Annotated in this window: 20 protein-coding genes, 1 pseudogene and 1 riboswitch; of the genes and pseudogenes, 7 read left to right on the forward strand and 14 right to left on the reverse strand. The window is 54.5% G+C overall.

Annotated features, from left to right (window positions below):
• Positions 1-878: recombinase RecA (gene recA / locus JW953_01935; GenBank protein MBN1991434.1), on the reverse strand; the 878-nt coding region annotated here is incomplete at its 3' end.
• A 188-nt stretch (positions 879-1066) separates the two neighbouring features.
• Between recA and JW953_01940 the strand changes: the two genes are divergently transcribed.
• Genes JW953_01940 through JW953_01950 form a run of 3 tightly spaced genes read left to right on the forward strand, consistent with a single transcriptional unit; the run spans position 1067 to position 4597 of the window.
• Positions 1067-2509 carry a GAF domain-containing protein gene (locus JW953_01940; GenBank protein ID MBN1991435.1) on the forward strand — a complete coding sequence of 481 codons (1443 nt, stop codon included), beginning with the start codon at positions 1067-1069 and terminating at the stop codon, positions 2507-2509.
• The gene (locus JW953_01945) at positions 2502-2939 is read left to right on the forward strand and encodes a response regulator (protein MBN1991436.1); all 438 of its coding nucleotides are present in this window, start codon (positions 2502-2504) and stop codon (positions 2937-2939) included. Before JW953_01940 ends, JW953_01945 begins: the two co-directional genes overlap by 8 nt.
• A gap of 5 nt (positions 2940-2944) precedes the next feature.
• Complete coding sequence (locus JW953_01950; GenBank protein MBN1991437.1) at positions 2945-4597, forward strand: response regulator; 1653 nt, start codon at positions 2945-2947, stop codon at positions 4595-4597.
• Positions 4598-4611: 14 nt separating this feature from the next.
• Here the strand turns inward: JW953_01950 and JW953_01955 are convergent, their stop codons facing one another.
• Genes JW953_01955 through JW953_01965 form a run of 3 tightly spaced genes read right to left on the reverse strand, consistent with a single transcriptional unit; the run spans position 4612 to position 7165 of the window.
• A complete protein-coding gene (locus JW953_01955) occupies positions 4612-5970 on the reverse strand; it encodes a M20/M25/M40 family metallo-hydrolase (protein MBN1991438.1) in 1359 nt (452 codons plus the stop codon).
• 11 nt (positions 5971-5981) lie between these two features.
• Positions 5982-6266 carry a DUF503 domain-containing protein gene (locus JW953_01960; GenBank protein ID MBN1991439.1) on the reverse strand — a complete coding sequence of 95 codons (285 nt, stop codon included), beginning with the start codon at positions 6264-6266 and terminating at the stop codon, positions 5982-5984.
• Between the two features lie 17 nt (positions 6267-6283).
• Positions 6284-7165 carry a lipoate--protein ligase family protein gene (locus tag JW953_01965; protein MBN1991440.1) on the reverse strand — a complete coding sequence of 294 codons (882 nt, stop codon included), beginning with the start codon at positions 7163-7165 and terminating at the stop codon, positions 6284-6286.
• 117 nt (positions 7166-7282) lie between these two features.
• Here JW953_01965 and JW953_01970 point away from each other — a divergent pair, with 117 nt between their 5' ends.
• Complete coding sequence (locus JW953_01970) at positions 7283-8323, forward strand: homoserine dehydrogenase (protein MBN1991441.1); 1041 nt, start codon at positions 7283-7285, stop codon at positions 8321-8323.
• Between the two features lie 44 nt (positions 8324-8367).
• On the forward strand, positions 8368-8979 hold the full coding sequence (locus JW953_01975; GenBank protein MBN1991442.1) for a carbonic anhydrase: 612 nt from the start codon (positions 8368-8370) through the stop codon (positions 8977-8979).
• 57 nt (positions 8980-9036) lie between these two features.
• Here JW953_01975 and JW953_01980 read toward each other — a convergent pair whose 3' ends face one another.
• From JW953_01980 to JW953_01990, 3 genes are read right to left on the reverse strand one after another with little or no spacing between them, the layout of a single operon-like run.
• The gene (locus tag JW953_01980) at positions 9037-9792 is read right to left on the reverse strand and encodes an ABC transporter ATP-binding protein (protein ID MBN1991443.1); all 756 of its coding nucleotides are present in this window, start codon (positions 9790-9792) and stop codon (positions 9037-9039) included.
• A gap of 31 nt (positions 9793-9823) precedes the next feature.
• Positions 9824-10849 carry an ABC transporter substrate-binding protein gene (locus JW953_01985; GenBank protein ID MBN1991444.1) on the reverse strand — a complete coding sequence of 342 codons (1026 nt, stop codon included), beginning with the start codon at positions 10847-10849 and terminating at the stop codon, positions 9824-9826.
• Positions 10850-10878: 29 nt separating this feature from the next.
• Positions 10879-11721 (reverse strand): ABC transporter permease, encoded by an 843-nt coding sequence (locus JW953_01990; GenBank protein MBN1991445.1) that lies wholly within the window; start codon positions 11719-11721, stop codon positions 10879-10881.
• Positions 11722-11933: 212 nt separating this feature from the next.
• A riboswitch (FMN riboswitch) is annotated at positions 11934-12087 on the reverse strand.
• Between the two features lie 192 nt (positions 12088-12279).
• Between JW953_01990 and JW953_01995 the strand changes: the two genes are divergently transcribed.
• On the forward strand, positions 12280-12684 hold the full coding sequence (locus tag JW953_01995) for an OsmC family protein (GenBank protein ID MBN1991446.1): 405 nt from the start codon (positions 12280-12282) through the stop codon (positions 12682-12684).
• On the opposite strand, the gene JW953_02000 is transcribed toward JW953_01995, so the two are convergent.
• Genes JW953_02000 through JW953_02025 form a run of 6 tightly spaced genes read right to left on the reverse strand, consistent with a single transcriptional unit; the run spans position 12665 to position 16112 of the window.
• On the reverse strand, positions 12665-13045 hold the full coding sequence (locus tag JW953_02000) for a hypothetical protein (GenBank protein ID MBN1991447.1): 381 nt from the start codon (positions 13043-13045) through the stop codon (positions 12665-12667). The two genes, JW953_01995 and JW953_02000, sit on opposite strands and share 20 nt — an antisense overlap.
• 46 nt (positions 13046-13091) lie before the next feature.
• Positions 13092-13940 (reverse strand): DegV family protein, encoded by an 849-nt coding sequence (locus JW953_02005; GenBank protein ID MBN1991448.1) that lies wholly within the window; start codon positions 13938-13940, stop codon positions 13092-13094.
• Positions 13937-14518 carry a sigma-70 family RNA polymerase sigma factor gene (locus JW953_02010; GenBank protein MBN1991449.1) on the reverse strand — a complete coding sequence of 194 codons (582 nt, stop codon included), beginning with the start codon at positions 14516-14518 and terminating at the stop codon, positions 13937-13939. The genes JW953_02005 and JW953_02010 overlap by 4 nt, the downstream gene beginning before the upstream one ends.
• Positions 14519-14527: 9 nt before the next feature.
• On the reverse strand, positions 14528-14761 hold the full coding sequence (locus tag JW953_02015) for a DegV family protein (protein MBN1991450.1): 234 nt from the start codon (positions 14759-14761) through the stop codon (positions 14528-14530).
• Positions 14701-15393, reverse strand: coding sequence for a DegV family protein (locus JW953_02020; GenBank protein MBN1991451.1), 693 nt, complete (start codon positions 15391-15393; stop codon positions 14701-14703). The genes JW953_02015 and JW953_02020 overlap by 61 nt, the downstream gene beginning before the upstream one ends.
• 14 nt (positions 15394-15407) lie before the next feature.
• Positions 15408-16112, reverse strand: coding sequence for a hypothetical protein (locus tag JW953_02025; protein MBN1991452.1), 705 nt, complete (start codon positions 16110-16112; stop codon positions 15408-15410).
• A 233-nt stretch (positions 16113-16345) separates the two neighbouring features.
• Between JW953_02025 and fabF the strand changes: the two genes are divergently transcribed.
• Positions 16346-17593: a beta-ketoacyl-ACP synthase II gene (gene fabF, locus JW953_02030; GenBank protein ID MBN1991453.1), complete on the forward strand. Its 1248-nt coding sequence runs from the start codon at positions 16346-16348 to the stop codon at positions 17591-17593.
• Positions 17594-18071: 478 nt separating this feature from the next.
• Here the strand turns inward: fabF and JW953_02035 are convergent.
• A pseudogene (locus tag JW953_02035) lies at positions 18072-18314 on the reverse strand (hypothetical protein).
• Positions 18315-19017: the final 703 nt, after the last annotated feature.

The following is a 19017-nucleotide window of genomic DNA, read 5'->3' on the forward strand; positions in this document are numbered from 1 at the left end:
AACGCGCCGCGCTTGTCAACAATGCCTTCTTCGGTGGCAATGTCCAGAATATCGCCGGATTTGGAGATGCCTTGGTTGTACATAATATCAAATTCGCAGGTGCGGAAGGGCGGCGCCACCTTGTTCTTTTTGATGGTCACTTTGGTGCGATTGCCGATGACTTCTCCGCTGTCTTTGATGGCCTGAATCCGGCGAATGTCAACTCGTACCGAAGCGTAAAAACGCAGGGCCATCCCGCCGGTGGTGGTTTCCGGGTTGCCAAACATCACCCCAATTTTTTGGCGTAGCTGGTTGGTGAAAATGAGCAAACAATTGCTCTGTTTAACCGTGCCGGACAATTTCCGCAGGGCCTGGCTCATTAACCGGGCCTGCAAGCCCACGTGGGCGTCGCCCATTTCGCCTTCAATTTCGGCGCGGGGCACCAGGGCGGCCACACTGTCAACCACTACCACATCTACCGCCCCGGAGCGAACCAGGGCTTCGGTGATTTCCAGGGCCTGTTCGCCGGTATCTGGCTGGGAAACGTACAGGTCTTCAATCTTAACCCCGCATCTCTCGGCGTAAGTGGGGTCCAGGGCATGCTCAATGTCTACAAAAGCGGCCACGCCCCCTTTTTTTTGGGCCTCGGCAATAACGTGCTGGCACAAGGTTGTTTTGCCGGAACTTTCCGGCCCGTAAATTTCTACCACCCGGCCCCGGGGTAAACCGCCAATACCCAGGGCAATATCCAAAGAGAGACAGCCGGTGGGGATTGTGTCAATGTGCAGTTCATTGCGCTCCCCCAGGCGCATAATGGCGCCTTCCCCAAATCGTTTTCTTAAATCGCCCAGGGCAATTTCCAGGGCTTTTTGTTTACCGTTGTTTTCTTGATTGGCCACAGTTTGATACCTCCGTTCAGAATAAAACGTTTGTTCTGGTAAAGTTCAATTATTTTAGCACAAATGTTCGGATATGTCAAACCTGAAAATGGATAAAAGGATATAATTACATTGCCCCAATTCTGAAGTTGTGTTACACTCGTGATTAATGTTTTTGTCCTGAACAACCCTGGAACGATGAAGATAGCATGAGCGACAAGCAAAAAAAGAAAAAGCAGCTCAAGGGTAACCTGGAGAATTTACAAAATCAAGTTGCAGCATTAGAAAAAGTAGAAACTAAACGTCAGCGAGTAGAGGCGGAACTCAGGGAGCGCGCCTACCAGCAGGCAGTGGTGGCCGACCTGGGCCAACGTATTTTGGCCGGTATTGATCTGCCTACCTTACTGGATGAAACCACCGCCCGTGTTGCCACAACCCTCAAGGTAGACTATTGTCAGATTTTGGAACTTCTGCCAGATCGTGATGCCATGCTTCTACGCGCGGGCATCGGCTGGCCGCCCAGATTGATTGGCCAGGCCACGGTAGATGCCCGCCCCGACTCTCAGCTTGGTTATACCCTTTTTTCCAGCGAGCCGGTGATTGTGGAGAACCTACACACCGATACCCGTTTCAGCGAGTTGTCGCTATTGCACTATGACATTGTGAGCGGCATGAGTGTTATTATTGATGGCGAGGCCTGGCCGTTTGGCGTTTTAGGTATTCACACTACCAAAAGCCGTGTTTTTACCCAGGACGATATTAATTTTCTCCAATCTGTAGCCAATTTGTTGGCCACGGCCATTGAACAAAAGCGGGCGCAAAAGGCCCTTCAGGAAGCCCATGATAAACTCGATGCCCGCGTTAAAGAGCGCACGGCTGATTTAGAGGCAGCCAATGAAGAGCTGAAACTATTTACTTATATGGTTTCGCACGACCTGCGGGCGCCGTTGGTGAATATCAAGGGTTTTGCCGGCGAACTTGGTTTGGCCCTGGAGACCATTCACGCCGCCGTCAAATCCGTATGGCCTCACCTGAACCAGAAACAGCAGCAAGCCATAAAAACGGCGCTTGAAGAGGATGTGCCTGAAGCTTTGGGTTTTATTAATTCCTCTGTCAACCGGATGAACGACTTCATCGCCGCTATCTTAAAGTTGTCCCGCCTGGAACGCCGCGAGCTGCTTTTGGAGCCATTGGATATGAACGTTCTGGTTGAAACAACCCTGGCCACCTTGGCCCACCAAATTGAGCAGCGCCAGGCCCGGGTCATCGTCAATCCGTTGCCCGGCGTTGTGGCCGACCGGACCTCCATGGAGCAAATACTGGGCAATATCCTGATGAACGCCGTCACTTATCTTATGCCTAACCGGCCGGGTGAAATAGGGGTTTCGGGTGAGCATCAGCATCAAGAAACAATTTTTCACATCCGCGACAACGGGCGCGGCATTGCCGAAGATGATATGTCGAGAATCTTTGAGCTTTTCCGGCGAGCAGGCTCGTCGGAAGCGCCCGGTGAAGGGATGGGCCTGGCTTATGTGCGGACGCTCGTTCGGCGCCATGGGGGACGTATTTGGTGCGAGTCTCGGTTAGGCGAAGGGACTACCTTCAGTTTTGCTATTCCAGATCAAATAATCGAAGGAGATGATCATGTTTAATAAGGAGGCAGTCACCATTCTCCTGGTGGAGGATGATCCCGGTCACGCGCGTTTGATTGAGAAAAACCTGCGGCGCTCAAATATCAGCAATAAAATTATCATGCTCAATAGTGGTGAACAGGCTATAGAGTATCTTTTTAAACCGGATGACCGCGGCGGGCGTGCTTCACCGCTGTTGGTGTTGCTTGATCTCAATCTGCCCGGCCTCAATGGCTACCAGGTGCTGCAACGGATGAAACAAGATACCCAGACCAAACGAATCCCGGTGGTTATTTTGACTACTACGGATGATGCGCACGAGGTGTCAAAGTGTTATGATTTGGGCTGTAACGTTTATGTGACCAAGCCGGTGGATTATGTTCAATTTTCCCAGGCCATTCGCAAAATTGGACTTTTTTTATCCGTGGTTACAGTGCCTGATGGAGAATAAATGTGATGTCGGAATCTGAGTCCATTCGTATTCTTTATATGGAAGATGATGTTGGTTTGGCCCGCCTGCTGCAAAAAAAGTTGGAGCGAGCCGGTTATATTGTTGATCTGGCCCACGATGGGGTAAAGGGCCTGGCCATGTACCAGGCGGGCCGTTACGACGTAGTGGCCGTTGACCAGAAAATGCCCGGCCATGATGGACTTGAGGTGATTCGGATGTTGGCCGCCAGCGGGCCCTTGCCGCCCACCATTATGATTACCGGCACAGGCAACGAACGGATTGCCATTGAGGCTATGAAACTGGGCGCCGGCGACTATATTGTTAAAGATGTGGAAGGCGGTTATTTTGATTTACTGCCTTCGGTGATTGAGCAGGTGTTGGCCCAGCAGCGGCTCATTCAGGAAAAACAACAGGTCGTAGAGGCCCTGGAGCAAGCCAACCGGTATCTGACCCTGTTTAACCTGGTGGGCCAGAGATTTGCTGCCACGTTGGATTTGCAGGAAATTATGGCTTTGTTATTGGAAGCCGTTGGCGAAACCATTGGCACAGAAGGTAGTTCGGTTTGGTTGCGGGATGAGACAGGAGACGGGTTGATTTGCCGGGCTGCCGTGCGGGGGGATCATGCGCGTTTGTTGGTTGACCGACCCCTGCGATTGGGACAGGGCATTGCCGGATGGTCGGCCCAACATGGACAGAGTGTTATTATCCTGTGCGCCCAGAATGACCCTCGTTTTTGCCCGGAAATTGACCAACAAATAGGGTTTCATACAGTCTCGGTGCTGGCTGCGCCGCTGCGGGTGCGCGATGCGGTGATAGGGGTGCTGGAATTGGTTAACAAATTGAATGGCGATTTTGACGCCGATGACCTGGCTTTGGTGGAAACCCTGGTGGCCCCCGCTGCCATTGCCCTTGACAACGCCCGGCTGGTGGCGGAATTATATCAATATACCAGGGAATTACAGGCGCGTAATGAAGAATTAAACGCTTTTGCGCACACGGTGGCCCACGATCTCAAAAGTCCCTTGAATCCAATGCTCGGCCTGTCGCAGTTTTTGATAGACGGCTATGCCAAATTGTCGGAGGAAGAAATAAAAAGCGCCTTGCAGATAATTGGTCAGAGCGGGCACAAGATGCAAAATATCATTGATGAGTTGTTGTTACTGGCTCAAGTGCGTGATACAGAGGTTGAGGTGGCGCCATTGTTTATGGCCGGTATTGTGGCTGAGGCGATGGAACGGTTAAGGCATTTGATCAAGGAAAAGCAGGCCGAGATGATTGTGCCTGAACAGTGGCCGTTGGCCTTGGGGCACGGCCCGTGGGTTGAGGAGGTATGGGTTAATTATGTTAGCAACGCAGTTAAATACAGCGGCGAAGCCCCCTGCGTAAAACTGGGCGCAACAATCCAGGAAGATGGCATGGTTAGTTTTTGGGTGCAAGACAACGGCCCTGGCCTTAAACCAGAGGAGCAGAAATGGTTGTTTACGGAATTTACCCAACTCAACCAGGTTCGCGCCCAGGGATATGGCCTGGGCCTGTCAATTGTGCGCCGCATTGTTGAAAAGTTGGGCGGGCAGGTTGGCGTAGAGAGTGAGGGCGTGCCCGGCCAGGGCTGCACGTTTATGTTTACCCTGCCCGGCGTACCTGCCGACGAAGATTGAAAGAAAATAAAAAATTAGAGATTGACCTGCCCAAAGTTAATTATAAATTGTCTCATCATCCGTATCGCCTGGAAATAATCTGCCAGGCGAATGTTTTCGTTGGGCGCATGCGTGTTTGAATCTGGATATGAAGTGCCAAAACTGACCAGGGGCGTGCCGTGGGCCACAGCTACCGGCCAAACCGGGCCGGTGCCGGCGATCAAAGGGTAAACCACCGGCTCATGTCCCCGGTACACCTCCCGGGCCGCGGCAATGGCCGCCTGTACCACCTCGGCCTGCGGGTCGGTTTTGCCGGGATGTTCTGCGCTCAGAATGTCAAATTGAATATCGGCAAAACCGTGTTTATCCAAATGTTTGCGCAGTAAGTCGGCCACAACTTGGGGGGTCAGATTGGGCACCAGCCGGAAGCCAACTTTGGCTTTGGCCCTGGCCGGCAGCACGGTTTTTGATCCCGGCCCGGTATAACCGGCTTCAAGGCCGCAAATGGTGCAGGTGGGTTGGAAAAGGTGGCGCTTGAGAGCCTCAAAACCGGAAACCCCGCCAATCCAATTTTTAATGCCCATGCGGGCCAATTGGGCTGTTTCTTCAAAGGGGATGGCCTTGAGCAGGGCCAGGTCGGTTTCGGTGGGCGGGATAACGTGATCCATCAGCCCGTCAATCAAAATTGTTTCGTCGGGCGCTTTGAGGCTGCTTAAGGCCCAGTTGAGCCGCCAGGCCGCATTGGGGGCAATGGTTCCATAAGCCGAGTGTTGGTCGCCGCTTAAACTCTGCACGCTCAATTCAACGTATAGTAACCCCTTTGCCCCCAGGCTCAGCACCGGCCGGTGGGCTTCATCTACGTGGCCCGTTTCCCACAGGCAGCCGTCGGCCCGGAGCAGGTGGGGCCGGGCCAGGCAAAACGGCTCCAGGTGGGGGCTGCCGGTCTCTTCTTCTCCTTCAATGAACCAGATAATTTTGAGTGGCAAAGGGCCTGTGGTTTCCTGCCAGGCCCGGATGGCCTGCGCCCGGTACATAATGTGCCCCTTGTTGTCTGCCGCGCCGCGGGCGTATAACCGGCCGTTGCGCAGCGTTGGCTCAAACGGCGGCGAGTGCCATAAATCCAGCGGGTCTACCGGCTGCACGTCGTAATGATTATAGATAAGCAGCGTTTTTTCTCCTTGCCCCAAAGTGGCGTAAACCACGGGCGGCTCGTCCGGGGCAATTTCCAGCATTTGAACGTCGGCACCCAACTCCACCATCTTTTCCCTGGTCATCTGAGCCATCTCGGCCATCCCTTCGCCGGTGGCGGAGATGCTGGGCTGGGCGCAGAATGACTTTAGTTCGGTGATAAATTCATCTTGGTGTTGTTCAATATATTGGTCAAAAGTATCCACGCGATCACTCCTTAAATCAATTCAATTTCATAATCCACCAATTCACAATCCAGCCGGGCGCGCTCAACCCACAGGGCCACGCGCGTTAGCAGGCCGTGAACGTAATCTCTGTTGCTGGATACGGTCACTGCGGCCACCACCACCGCCTGCCGCGAGTCGAGATGGCCTACCTCGGCCACGGCCACGTTGAATTCATGGCGCAGCCGGGCGGCCATGCTTTTCACCACCCCTCGCTTATCCTTGAGCGAGGCGGCCGCCGGAATACTGAGTTCAAGGGTACAAACGCCAATGACCATTTTTTGCTCCCTGTTTTTTAAATTCTTTTGTTCCATGCGTCATTTGCATACTGCTCGGCCCGCAGCCGGTTGGCCAGGGCTTGCTCCCGGTCGGTCAAGGGCATTTCGGCCAGGGTCAAGTTCAGTTGTTCGGCAAAACCTTCGGCCAGGGCCGCGACCACTTCTTCAAAAGAGAGCGTTTTATCCAGAACCCGTTCCAGGGTGGTGGCCCGTTGGGGCAGTAAGCGGGACTGTTGGGCATACTCCTCGTCCGAAAGGGCCAGCGCATTTAAAATACGGTTCAAATTGCCGTGGAGGGGTAGGGTGCCGTGTTGCAACACAATTTGTTTGCGTCGCAGTTGGGCGCTGCCGATGAGTTTTTTGCCGCCCCAGGTGATTTCGTAATGAGAAGGCGTATCAAAACAAACCGGCCCGCCGCCGGCCCGAATGGCTTTTCGTTGGGCGCGGACCTCATCTCTGGCGGCTTGTTCCGCCTGTATACCCAACTTTTCCAGCCCGCATAACAAACCCAAACTCAGCACGCGGTAGGATTCAATAATGCCGCCCTGGATGCGTGGGTCGGCCTGGGGAATGATGAGGCTGTAAGTGACCTCGTCGGTGTGGAGGATGGCCTTGCCGCCGGTGGGCCGCCGGGTCCAGGTGTAACCCAACCGTTGGCAGGTGGCCTCGTTCACGTCGCGCCAGTGTTGATTGTAGCCCAGGCTGAGGCAGGGCGGTTCCCACTGAAAAAAACGAAGGGTCGGCAGCCCTTGCCCCTCGGCCAGGGCGTAAAGAATGGCCTCGTCAACGGCCATGTTGGTGGCCCCATCCAGCGGCGCGGTGACAAGCAGCCGCCAGGTGGCGGGGGGATAATTGTCAGAAACCTCAGGCGCATTTGCCGGCGTTTTTTGGTGGTTCATTCGCTTATTGTAACATAACCGGGTTAAAATCCAAAGCCGTTTTTTAGAAAAGACGGCTTTGTTTGCCGTTTTTGCGGTGGTGCATTACCATGCCGCAAATCATTTTGGAGATTACTTATGACCCACAAATTGGCCCTTATCGGCTTTGGCGTGGTTGGGCAGGGCCTGGCCGAAATTCTGCGAGACAAAGCTGATACCTTGCGGGACACGCTTGATTTTGACGCCCAAATTGTGGCCGTATCTGACCTGTTAAAAGGAGCGGTTTACCATCCCGACGGCCTGGATGTGGCCAAATTACTGGAGGTGGCGCAAAGCACCGGCCGGTTAGACGCTTATCCCCACCGGCCTGGCCTGGAACGAGACTGGGACAGCCTGAAAACTATCAGCCGGAGCAACGCCGACACCATTGTTGAGGTCAGTTACACCGACATTAAAACAGGCCAGCCGGCCATTGACCACTGCCGGGCGGCCTTTGCCTGTGGCAAAAACGTGGTCATGAGCAACAAAGGCCCGGTGGCCCTGGCCTACGCCGAATTATCCGCCCTGGCCGAGGCAAACGGCGCGCGCTGGGGGTTTGAAGGCACGGTGCTCAGCGGCACGCCCGCCCTGCGAATGCCGCTGACGGCCCTGGTCGGAAACCAGATCAGCGAAATTCGCGGCATTTTTAACGGCACCACCAATTTCATTTTGACTCAAATGGAAGAAGAAATGGAATACGCCGAAGCTCTTGCCCAGGCCCAGCGGCTGGGTTACGCCGAAGCCGATCCCACGGCCGACGTGGCCGGCTATGACGCGCGGGGTAAGCTGGTTATCTTGGCTAACGTGATTATGAATATGCCGCTCCGCCAGGAGGACGTTGTGTGCCGGGGTATTGAACACCTGACCATACGCGACATCATGACGGCCAAAGCGGCAGGCAAACGCTGGAAGTTGATTGGCCGCATTAAAAAAGAAGGCGACCGGATAGAGGCCAGCGTGGGACCAGAGCAGGTCCCGTGGTCCGACCCCCTGGCCGGGGTGATGGGCGCAATGAACGCCGTTACTTATGTATGCGACCTGGCCGGGCCGGTCACCTTGGTTGGCGCCGGCGCGGGCCGGGTGGAAACGGGGTACGCGCTGTTGATTGATTTGATCAACATCCAGCGAGGATGTTTGTAGGTGGAGAAAGAGAATCAACTTAACTTCTCAAGTCAGGAGATGAAATGTCAGACAACCTATTAAAAGAATCCGTGCCAATGCGGCGTGACTTTTTTGAAAAACAGGCCGCCTTGCTGGAAGCGTTGGCTAAAGAGGGCCAGTCGCCCCAGGCGTTGGTTGTTGGCTGTTCCGATTCCAGGGTGTCGCCGGAACAATTGCTGGGCGCTCAACCCGGCGACTTGTTTATGCTGCGCAACATTGCCAACATCATCCCCCCTTACGAGCATAGCGATATGGGCATCACGGCGGTGTTGGAATATGCGGTGCGTCATTTGCGGGTACCCCACCTGGCTATCTGCGGCCACACCGATTGTGGCGGGATCAAAAGCCTTGAGGCTGAGCTTGACGCCGAGGCCGAACCCGCTTTGGTCAACTGGCTGGAATTTGCCCGCCCGGCGCAGCAGGGGGTTCCGGTTGAAGGCTTGAACGCCTGGGGCCGGCATCGCGCCGTTGTGGAACAAAACGTGGTGCTGCAATTGCGCCACGCGCAAACCTATCCTTTTGTGTTAGCCGCGCTGGAGGCCAACCGGCTGGAACTGCACGGCTGGGTGTATTATTTGCGGCGGCGATTGATGGGCTATTACGATCCGGCCAGGGACGGGTTTGTGATGGGCTAAGCGTTTGCCTTAGCTTGATGACCGGAAGGCAGGAACGCCCCGGCAAACTTAAAAACTCTACCGGATGGCCTGGCGTACGGCGTAAGCCAGCGCGCCAAACGTATCGCCATAAACTATGGCCTCTGGCCGGGGCCGGGGTAGGGTAATGGGAATCACTTTGGCCACTCGCCCCGGTCGCCGGCTGAGCACCAGCACCCGGTCGGCCAAAAAAACCGCTTCGCGGATATTGTGCGTTACCATCACCACCGTTTTGTGGCTGATTTCCCACACCCGCATCAATTCCTGGTTAAGATACTCCCGGGTCAGGGCATCCAGCGCGCCAAACGGCTCGTCGAGCAGCAAAATTTCCGGTTCATAGGTGAGGGCGCGGGCAATAGCCACCCGCTGGGCCATCCCCCCCGATAACTCGTGGGGATAGTTATCGGCAAACTCCAATAAACCTACCAATTCCAGGGCCTGGGTGACTCGTTGTTTGGCCTCAGCAGGCCCAACGTGCTGCACCTGCATGGGCAGCAGCACGTTGTCAAAAACTGTGCGCCAGGGCATCAGATTGGCCTGTTGAAAAACAAAGCCTATCTCTGGGCAAGGTCCCTGCATCAACCGACCATGTAAAAAAACCTCGCCGCGATCAGGCTCAAGCAAGCCGGCCAAAAGACGTAACAAGGTGCTTTTGCCGCAGCCAGAGGGGCCGACAACGCACAAAAACTCGCCTGGCGCAACCTCAAAGGAAACGTCCTCAATCGCTGAGAGATAGCCCTGCCGCGTGGTGTATTGTTTATAGAGATGAACTGCCTGTAGGATTGAATCCGGCATTGATCAAAAACATTGTTCCTACAACAATTGACTATTCCCCCACAAATTCGTTGGTGTACAACGTCTCCACCTCAACCGGCGACTCAATTAGCCCGGTGGCCAGCATAAACTCGGCTGACTCCGCCCAGGCGGCCAGGTCGGATAAACCGGGTTGGTCGCTCCGCCACAACTCAAGGGAAGCATTGAGCACGGCGCGTTGGGCGGGCGCATCTTCGTCGGTAATTTCCGGCACGGCCTGGCGGGCCAGGTCAAACGCCTCATCGGGATGGGCGATGGTGTATTCCAGGCCGCGCAGGGTGGCCCGCACCAAACGCCGTACCAGGTCAGGGTTCTCGCGGATAACCGTCTCGTTGGTGATGAGACCGTTGGAGACCAGGTCTATGTAATCGGAAACCTCAATCACGTTAACCTCCAGGCCAAGCTGCTTTAACTGCACCGGCTCATTGGTCAGATACACCACGGCCGCATCCACTTTTTTCTGGCTGATGGCTTCGGCCTGGGTAAAACCAATCTCTTCCAAATTAATGGTCGCTTTGTCCAGGCCGGTGGCGTACACCAGGGCCTCCCAGGCCACGTAACTGGCCCCAAACAAGCCCGGAATCCCCACCGAATGGCCGCTCAACTTTTCCGGCGCATCCAGGCCGGTTTCAGCCAAAGCGGCCACCGCCACCGGGAAACGCTGGTACCACTTCATCACGTAAACCACCGGCAATCCCTGAGCGCGGGCCAATATTACCTGGTCGCCGCTGGCTACGGCAAATTGGCGTTCGCCCTGCGCGGTGAGGGCCACAAAGTCGTTTTCATAGCCGTATTCCAGGGCCACGTCCAGTCCCTCGTTGGCGTAAAAGCCTTTGGCCTGGGCCACGTACAACGGCGCAAACTGGACATTGGGAATAAAACCGACCCCCAGATCAATATGTTCCAACGCAAGTGGGGTCTGGACAGCCGTTCCACTGGTTGGGCCGGCAAGTTCTGCCGCCGGCGTATTGTCTCTGCCTGCGGCGCAAGCAGGCAGTAAGGCAGCAAGAATGGTTAAAAAGAAAAGTGATTTTTTCATAGGTGAAATCCTGAATCCTCCTAAAATTTTTATGACCTGCGCCACCGCAGCAGCCAGGTTTCCAGTAAAGTTACCAGCCCGTAAAGAATGAGGGCAATGGCTACCAGAGAGAAAATGGCCACAAACACCAGGGGGGTGTTAAAAAGTCCTCGCGCCTGGTTAATCAAAAAACCCAGGCCCCGGTCCGCCCCCACAAATTCGCCCACCACGGCCCCAATCACCGAGAGCGTCACCCCCACTTTTAATCCGCCAAAAAGAACGGGCAGCGCCGCCGGCACGTCGAGCATGTAAAACGTTTGCCATTTGCTGGCCCGCAGGGAGCGCATCAAATCGCGCAACTCTTCATCCACCGAGCGAATCCCTACAATGGTATTAACCAGCATCGGGAAAAAGACAATCAGGGCGCAGACCAATATTTTGCTCAAACGCCCGGAGCCAAACCAGATCACCAGCAGCGGCGCAATGGCCACCACCGGCACCGATTGTAAAGCCACAATGTAGGGGGCCAGGAGCCGCTCAATCACCGAGTTGCGGGCCAAAAAATAGCCCAAAATTGTAGCCACCATCAGGCCCAAAGCCAGGCCGGTAAAGACCTCGGAGAGGGTGGCCTGGGCGTGATGCCAGAGCGTCCCGTCCGTCAAGGCGCGGCCAAACGTGGTTAACACCTTGCCGGGCGCAGGCAAGATAAAGGTGGGATAATGGCCCAGCCGGATAAGGCCTTCCCACAAAAGCACAAAAAAGGTAAGCGCCACCGGCACCAGCAAAACCTCAAAATGAACTTGCCGCCAGCGCAACCGGCCCAATTTCCAATCGAATGTTTTGGGCGTTATCTCTGCGTTGGAATGTTGGTGTAAACGCGCAATTTCTTGCATAGCCAAACTCCCTTAAAATAAAATACCCCGGTCTATCCAGAGACTGCGGGGCATAAAAACGCGACCGGCGCGGGCGTTTTCCCATCAACTCAATAAAAAAACCGAAGGCTCAAAAGCCTTCGGGGGAAACGCCTGGCAGCGGAACATTTTTTCACAATCAGCCTTAGCTCGCGTTTTTCCTGCCCTGTAAAACGCAGGTGAAGCTGTTGTGGAGTTACCTTCTCCCATCCGGACTATACCGTCGGCTCCGGACTTACACCGGATCTGCCGGCCTCTGGCCAACTCGCGGGCTTGGGGAAATGCCCCCTCACCGCCGGTCGGGAATTGCGCCGCTTTGCCGGCGCTCACCCTGCCCCGAAGGTTCTATATTTACTTGCTGGTGATTATATGCAGTTGTGATAAATATGTCAAACTAATTGAAACCAGTAGACAAATTAAAGGGTTGGCGGGCGCGGCCAGGTGTAATTGACCATTTTTTTTTTGACAACCGCCCCATTCAAATTACAATCTGTAGCATCATTTACCCATTTTTAAACCAAAACGCGACAGGAGAATACAATGGGCACCATCAATGTATCGGCCAGTTGGACCGGCAAGGCTTTGCATTACGTTGGCACCGACAGCAAGGGCAACCAAATTCAGATGGGGGGTGAAAATGTTTCACCCACTCAAATGCTGCTTTTGGGCGCCGCCGGTTGTATGGGTATGGACGTGGTAAGCGTGTTGCAAAAAAAACGGCAGGCTGTGACCGGGGTTGAGGTGCAGGTTACAGGGCATCAGCCCGACGAATACCCCAAACCGTTCCACACCATCGAACTGACCTTTATTGTAAAAGGCAACAACGTTGACCCCCAGGCCGTAGCCCGCGCCATCGAATTGTCCCGAGACAAATACTGCATTGTCGGCCAGACTTTGCAAAATAAAACAGAACTAAAAACCTCGTTTACTGTTGAGCCGGGATAAGCGGTTGCGCCCAGCGGCGGCGCAACCGCCAGGCCAACAATACGCCGGCCAGGGAAACAAAAAAGCCAATGATGGCGGCCAAAACCAATAAATCCCGCCCAGGATTAGGCGGAACATATCCCTGGGTTTGGTGCAGGTGAGCGGTGGTGAGCAACTCCTTTTTGAGCTTGCTTTCAAAACGGCGCGGCGGCCTGATGGGTCTTAAAGTGGACTGAACTCGTTCGGCTACGTCTAACAAAGGGGCCAATTCATGTTTATCTGCCAAAGAAAGCTCAGGATAATCGTCGGCCTTAGGATGGTGGCCGTGCAATAATTCGTCGGCGTGGGTGGCCAAAATGTCTTTGAGTTGTTTTTTATTCATTGATAAACTCCCCTGGTTAAGCGTTGCGCAGAATTACAGGTGACCGCTACATCTCCTCTGCCGGATAAGTGGCAAAGCCAACCGTGCCCGGGCCAAAATGAACCGCCAGTGAGAGGGCTATGTTGGTGACAAAGGTATCCCGGCAATTGAGGCGACTTTCAACTTGGGCCAACAGTGCTTCGGCCTCGGCCTGGGCCATGGCGTGGACCATACCCACGTGCACGGGCGTTTGGCCTAGCTGGGCCTGGGCCATCATCAGCATGCGCTGAAAGCCGTTTTTCTGCGTTCTCACCCGGTCTATGGGCACCAGATTGCCCTCCTCCACCCCCACAATGGGTTTAATATCCAGCAGCGAGGCAATGGTCTCCCGCAGGCGGCCCACCCGCCCGCTCATCCGGGCGTAGCGTAAATCTTTGAGCATAATAAACACATTTATCTGGGCGCGGCGCGCTTCAAGGTGGGGCACAATCTGCGCTGCCGTCCAACCGGCTGCGCTCAATTGCGCCGCTTCTCGCACCATAAAACCCAACCCCGGCGAGCCGGTCAGGCTATCAACCACCGTCACCTTTATTTTGCCTTGTAGTTGCCTGGCCGCCATAAAGGCCGATTGCCAGGTGCCGCTCAGTTTACTGGTCAGGTGGATAGAGAGGATTTCGTTGCCGTCGGCGGCCAGGGTTTCATACAATTCAATGAACTCGCCTACCGAAGGCTGCGACGTGGTCGGCAAGTTTCCTTCCGCGTCTATCCGCCGGTAGAACGTATCGCGGGTGATGGTGACTCCCTCCCGAAACGTTTCCAGCCCAAACTGAATATTCATGGGGATGGTGGTGATTTGATATTGGCTGAACCATTCGCCGGGCATGTCGCAGGTTGTATCGGTGACAATCTTGATCATGGCTCGTCTGTTTGCAGCTCCTTTACCAAATTTTCGTGTTCGGCCAGCAGTTTTTTTAGAGAAGTCAAGGTGCGATGATAGAGCGATTTGATAGCTCCTTCGCTGCGGCCCATCACTTGACCAATTTCGGCATTTGACATTTTTTGAATGAACTTGAGGGTTAAAAGTTGTTGGCGCTCCGGCGGCAGTTCTTGAATGGCGGCCAATAAAAGCTCGCGCTCATTGGTCCGTTCGGCGGCATGGTATGGATTTTCCTGACCCTCCCCGGCCAGTTTGACATTTTCCAGGGCCACTATCTGGCGGCGGCTGTGGTCGCGGTGCCAGTTAGCCACCAGGTTGTGCGCAATCCGGTAAAGCCAGGCCGCAAATGGAGCGCCGTTATTTTTATAGCGAGGGATATGGTTGAGGGCGCGATAAAAAACTTTGGCCGTTAAATCTTCCGCCTCGTGGCGATTGCCCACGCGATAATAGATGTAGTTGTAGATTTTTTCAACGTGCAACTCGTAAAGCTGGCCAAAAGCTTCCGGGTCTGTTTTGGCTTGTTCAATGAGGGTTGCTTCGTCAAGTTCAAGGGTCATTACGTTTCCTTACCCTGGATCGGCCTGGGCCGGTTCCGGGCAAAAGCCTACGCCCAAAGCCCCCGGCCCCAGGTGCGCCCCAATTACCGGGCCAAGTTCAGAAATAAAAAAGTAACTCACGTTAAAGTGGTCGCGCATCATCCGGCCCAATTCTTCCGCTTCAGCTTTGGCGGCTACGTGCATCACGCCGGCCTGAACCAATTGTTTGGGCTGAACCAGTTTTTGTTCAAGCTCGGCAAACAAACGTTGGATGGCTTTTTTTTTGTCCGCACCCGGCCCAGGGGCTGCACCTGGCCATCCACCAGGGCCAGGATGGGTTTGGCATCAAGGAGCGTGCCTACAAAAGCCGCCGCCGCGCCAATGCGTCCCCCCCGTTTGAGATACTCCAGCGTGTCAACATATAACACAATGGCTATCTCTTGCCGCATTTGCTCCAGGCGAGCCATAATCTCGCTGATACCCCGGTTATCAGCCGCCATTTGGGCGGCGGCCATAACCATCAAGCCCAAGCCCATGGCCGCAGAACGACTGTCGAACACGGTAATATCGGCTTGGGGCAATTGTAAAGCGGCGGTGAAGGCAGAATTGTAGGTTCCGCTCAATTTACTGCTAACGCTTAAAACCAAAATTTTGGCGGTTGCGTTGCGGCTAAAAATTTCCTGGTAAGCATTTTTGAACTCGGTTACAGCAGGTTGGGAGGTGGTGGGAAAAGTGTTGGCGGTGATGAGTTGTTGATAAAAAGCATACTGGCTAAGGCCTGTCTCGTGGTAAGTTTCAGAACCAACCTGCACCTTGAGCGGCACCACTGAGATTTTATGTTTGCTAATAAATTCAGGGGGAAGGTAACAGGTGGAATCCGTAATAATCCTGAGCATAGGTATAGTGGGGATCAGGTTGAAGCACGGCGCATCACACTCATGGCATCGTTGAGAAAGGCGGAAAGTTTGGTGATACTTTCGTCGCTCATTTCAGAAAGTTGCGTTTGAAAGCGTTTGGTGTGGGTGAGTAGTTTGTCGGTTAAGCTGGTATCATCGGCATCATCATTGCTCAGGGTAGAAGCCAGGCTCAAACCGGCCAAAGCGCCCAATCCTATCTGGCCCTTGGTACTCACTGTATCCAGGATGGGCCGCAGATTATGGTCTCTCAGGCGTTCCACATTGAGAATGAGCACAGAAATCATCTCGGCGCAGTAGTTCAAGGGCGTTTTGGCATCGGGCAGCCGAGAAATCGCTTCACGCAAGGCGTCAACCGGGTTACTCTGGCGGGTTTCTTCCAGCCGGTGCAGGATGCGCTCTTTAACCCCTTGCCAGTCGTTGTTGCGCATTTCATCCCGCAATTGGGTTAAAAAGCGAGCGGCTTTATGGGTGGGATAAAACACTACCTGCGAACGTCCCGGCCCGGCCTGCTCGTCGTTTAAGATGTAATCAGAAGCCGCAACACCTTTTTCTTCTAACACCTTGAGCATATCATAGGCGGAGAATTTGTTGACGCCCAAATCTTTCGCCACTACAGAATAATGGACCGGCCCTTTTTCACGATATAGCTCAAACAACTTATCCAAAAACGTTTGCTGGCGAGGCGTTAATTTTAACATCCCCATTTGTCCTTTCAATTTGGTTAAAATCCCAAAACCCAAGAACTGTCTTCGATTGTACCCTTATCGGTTGGCCTTGTCAATTAGATGCATAAAGCGTAACATTTTGGCGAGTCAGGGGTTTCTATTTTCGTTCACTTGTTGTTTTTGCTTATAATTAAAAAGCGTTTAGAATTGCTGCGCATTCACATTCATTCGGGAGCAAATAATTAATGATGTTTAGTGACAATGATATCCGGCGGCGCGTTGTCGTCACCGGTATGGGCATGGTTAGCCCGGTGGGTAATGATGTTGAGTCAAGCTGGCAGGCAATGATGAAGGGTGAGTGCGGGGTAGAGCCGATCACCCGATTTGACACCACCGATTTTCCTTGCACTATTGCCGCCTTTGTTAAAGATTTTAATCCGCTTGCTTACATGGACAAACGCGACGCCCGCCGGATGGCGCCGTTTCTGCATTTTGCCGTGGCCGCGGCTCAACAAGCTGTGGCCACGGCCGGCCTGGATTTTAGTTTGGAAGACCCCACCCGGGTGGGGATTGAGATTGGCAGCGCTATTGGCGGCGCCGATGTGGTTGAATCGCAGCGGTTGGTTTTGGAAGCGCAGGGCGCTAAACGGGTCAACCCTGCCGCTATTCCGGCTTTGTTGATCAATATGCCCGGTTGTTTTGTGGCTATTCATTATAATATTCGCGGCCCGGTCAACGCCTCGGTAACGGCTTGCGCCACCGGCATCTCCGGCATTGGTGAAGGGATGCGGCGGATTGTATGGGGCGACGCCGACGTGATGTTGGTGGGCGGTACGGAAAGCGCCATTACCCCGCTCACCGTGAGCGCCTTTGGCCGCCTGACGGCGCTGTCTCGCCGTAACGATACGCCCCAGCGGGCCATCACGCCTTTTGACGCCAATCGTGATGGCACGGTGGTAGGTGAGGGCGCGGGAGTGATGGTTTTAGAATCGCTTGAACACGCCCAGGCGCGAGGGGCAAGAATTTTGGCCGAGGTCAAAGGCTACGCCCTGACCAGCGACGCCTACCACATTTCTTCTCCCCGCGAGGATGGCTCCAGCTCGGCCCGGGCCATGCGCAACGCTTTGTTAGATGGCCGCATTGAGCCGCACGAGGTGGATTATGTGGCCGCGCACGGCACCGGCACCCCCATGAATGATGTCACCGAAACCAGGGCCATTAAAATAGCCCTGGGCGAAGAAGCGGCAAACAAGGTGGCCATTAGCTCAATTAAGAGTATGACGGCCCATACCTTGGGCGCTGCCGGGGCTATTTCGGCGATTGCGGCGGTGAAAGCCATGCACACCGGCTTTATTCCCCCCACCATCAATCTGGACACCCCCGACCCGGCCTGCGACCTGGATTATGTGCCCAACCAACCTCGCCAGGCTCAAGTAAATGTGGCGATAGTTAACGGGTTTGGTTTTGGCGGGCAAAACGCCTGCGTGGTGCTTAAGAAGTGGAACGGCCAATAGTCGAGCGGCCTCGTATTTATCTCAAATCAACAAAGTGACAAAAAATCCCTGGATACTCTCCGGGGATTTTTTACTTTTACATCTTTGGCCGGGTAGGCCGGGGATGTTCTCAGAATTTACGTTTTAACTTGATAAAGTACCACTGCCTGTTGTTCTCATCCGTGTCAAAAGGAATATCGGCGGATTGGCGGGCGCCGTTAGCATCGGCCAAATGCAAAAGCCAGGACGTAGTTTCAATGCCGCCGGGCGGTTCAAATTTTAAATTGCCGGTTTTGACACTCTGGCCCGGGGCGCTGTAGCCTTCGTAGTGCCATGTTGAAAGGGGGCTTTCGTAGCTCAGGTGGTGATCCAAGCGGGTGCCAACGATTTTCATGCCCCCGATGGGGATCTCGTTGGCGTCAACAATGGCCACATAGATCACCAGAAATGAATTTGTGGTGGGACTATTGAAAAATTCCGCCACCATAAAATCGTATTCCGGTAGGGGAGTCTGGGTGGGGAGCGGGGTTGCTGTTGGCGGGGGGAGCGGCGTAGCCGTAGGGGTGGGCGTGGGAGAGAGGGTGTTGGTAGGGGTGGGCGTGCCGGTGGGCGTAGCGGTATCGGTGGGGGTGGGGGTGAGGGTGGGCGTAGCCGTATCGGTAGGGGTGGGCGTGCCGGTGGGCGTAGCCGTAGACGTAGGGGTAGGCGTTAAGGTTGGCAGGCGCGTGCGCGTCGGCGTCGGTTCGTCAAGTACGCTCAATAGTTCGGCTACCAGGCTTTTGGGGGCAGCCGTGGGGGTGCGGGTGTGGCTGGCCGTTGGCCCGGTTTTGACCGGATTGTTGAGGGATAAAGAATAAGCAGGCGGTGGGGGCACGTAAGTGAAAACGGGCGAGGGATCATGGGCCGTTTCAGCAGCATTTGGTTCCTGGAGAGGTAGGTTATCCGCCGGAGGCAATCCGGCTTCAGCCGTTGCTTCAACACCCAAAACGGGGTTAGCCTCTCCGGCAGAGGCAGCCGGTAAGGTTGGCAGAATTTCTGGAACCGGCGTGCTTGTGGGCAAGACTGCAAAGGCGGTATTTTCAGACGTTGGCTGAAGGGTCTCTATGGCCGGAGGTAGAGGAGCGGGTAAAAATACCAGGCGGTGGGCCGGCGTGACGGTGGGCTGTTTGAACTCAGCAGCCCGTGAGGCCAGGCGAGAAGTTAAGTTACAGGCCGGGCCGGCCACCAAAAAAATGAGCAGGGGATAAATTAATAATTTGGGTCGGCGCATCACAAATCAACCTTCTTTCCAGTTCAGCGCACATTGACCCCTCTTTTCTCCTTACCCTATCATTTTAGCAGGGGCAGGATGAGAATTCAATAATAACCTGAGTTCGGGATAAGGATTGAGTAAAAGTCACTCCTGCATGGTAAAATGGGGCAAAAATGAACCAGATAGACCCCCA

This window comes from Anaerolineae bacterium, assembly GCA_016931895.1.
GTDB lineage: Bacteria > Chloroflexota > Anaerolineae > 4572-78 > J111 > JAFGNV01.

Bases quoted from the DNA above. Each gene is read 5' to 3' on its own strand.
- JW953_01970 (MBN1991441.1), top strand. From the start codon at position 7,283: ATGACCCACAAATTGGCCCTTATCGGCTTTGGCGTGGTTGGGCAGGGC.
- JW953_01985 (MBN1991444.1), bottom strand. From the start codon at position 10,849: ATGAAAAAATCACTTTTCTTTTTAACCATTCTTGCTGCCTTACTGCCT.
- JW953_02010 (MBN1991449.1), bottom strand. From the start codon at position 14,518: ATGACCCTTGAACTTGACGAAGCAACCCTCATTGAACAAGCCAAAACA.
- JW953_01975 (MBN1991442.1), top strand. From the start codon at position 8,368: ATGTCAGACAACCTATTAAAAGAATCCGTGCCAATGCGGCGTGACTTT.
- JW953_01980 (MBN1991443.1), bottom strand. From the start codon at position 9,792: ATGCCGGATTCAATCCTACAGGCAGTTCATCTCTATAAACAATACACC.
- JW953_02005 (MBN1991448.1), bottom strand. From the start codon at position 13,940: ATGATCAAGATTGTCACCGATACAACCTGCGACATGCCCGGCGAATGG.
- JW953_02020 (MBN1991451.1), bottom strand. From the start codon at position 15,393: ATGCTCAGGATTATTACGGATTCCACCTGTTACCTTCCCCCTGAATTT.
- JW953_01940 (MBN1991435.1), top strand. From the start codon at position 1,067: ATGAGCGACAAGCAAAAAAAGAAAAAGCAGCTCAAGGGTAACCTGGAG.
- JW953_01965 (MBN1991440.1), bottom strand. From the start codon at position 7,165: ATGAACCACCAAAAAACGCCGGCAAATGCGCCTGAGGTTTCTGACAAT.
- JW953_01960 (MBN1991439.1), bottom strand. From the start codon at position 6,266: ATGGTCATTGGCGTTTGTACCCTTGAACTCAGTATTCCGGCGGCCGCC.
- JW953_02025 (MBN1991452.1), bottom strand. From the start codon at position 16,112: ATGTTAAAATTAACGCCTCGCCAGCAAACGTTTTTGGATAAGTTGTTT.
- JW953_01990 (MBN1991445.1), bottom strand. From the start codon at position 11,721: ATGCAAGAAATTGCGCGTTTACACCAACATTCCAACGCAGAGATAACG.
- JW953_01995 (MBN1991446.1), top strand. From the start codon at position 12,280: ATGGGCACCATCAATGTATCGGCCAGTTGGACCGGCAAGGCTTTGCAT.
- JW953_01945 (MBN1991436.1), top strand. From the start codon at position 2,502: ATGTTTAATAAGGAGGCAGTCACCATTCTCCTGGTGGAGGATGATCCC.
- JW953_02000 (MBN1991447.1), bottom strand. From the start codon at position 13,045: ATGAATAAAAAACAACTCAAAGACATTTTGGCCACCCACGCCGACGAA.
- JW953_01950 (MBN1991437.1), top strand. From the start codon at position 2,945: ATGTCGGAATCTGAGTCCATTCGTATTCTTTATATGGAAGATGATGTT.